Source organism: Membranihabitans maritimus (genome assembly GCF_021729145.1).
Taxonomy (GTDB): domain Bacteria; phylum Bacteroidota; class Bacteroidia; order Chitinophagales; family Saprospiraceae; genus Membranihabitans; species Membranihabitans maritimus.
Window position 1 is genome coordinate 1 of the sequence record NZ_JAJSLW010000066.1, and the last position, 638, is coordinate 638.

A 638-nucleotide genomic window follows, 5' to 3' on the forward strand; every position below is an offset into this window, starting at 1 on the left:
TGTACACCACTGCACTCATCTTTTAATGTTACACTGGGAACATATACATCAGCAGCGCAATCGTGGCTGCCTGTAGTGTATACCGTAGCGTTGCAACGCTCCCAACTATAGGCTGAATAGGTCTGACCACCTACTCGGATTCCTTCTACGATACTTTCATGATCCCAAACCAAATCCCCACAGTATTCGTCAGGGAAACAGCCTTCTACTAAACCGTCATTATCCGTACCTGTGGGATAACAAAAATCAAAAATGGGGCCTATCGTATCGATCAACGTCAACCATTGAGACAATACAGCAACTTTCCGCTTATCACTTTCGAAGTCAGATGCATCGAGATCTACAACAGTAGTCTCTTCATCAAAGTCTTCCCATACACATTCGTTCGCTGTTACACCCCAACACGTTTGTGTTACCGTGATATCCTGACCTTTTGTCGCAGGACAGGCACCAGACCAATCTTGTGATGCCACCTCAATAGATAGGCCACAGTGTGGGTTCCCATCCAGATCATCCAGGCATATTTCTACACAGGGCTCATTAGTCTCTTCTTCCAATGCAGGTACTAACATTCGTACAGCACAACTTCCGAATTCCCCTTCGGCCACGTCACAGTAACGCACACAGTCTCCACTTCC

At 46.4% G+C, this 638-nt stretch carries 1 protein-coding gene; it reads right to left on the reverse strand.

Annotated elements, in window-relative coordinates:
• On the reverse strand, positions 1 to 638 hold a 638-nt coding region (locus tag LVD47_RS23325), incomplete at both ends, for a hypothetical protein (protein ID WP_236981129.1).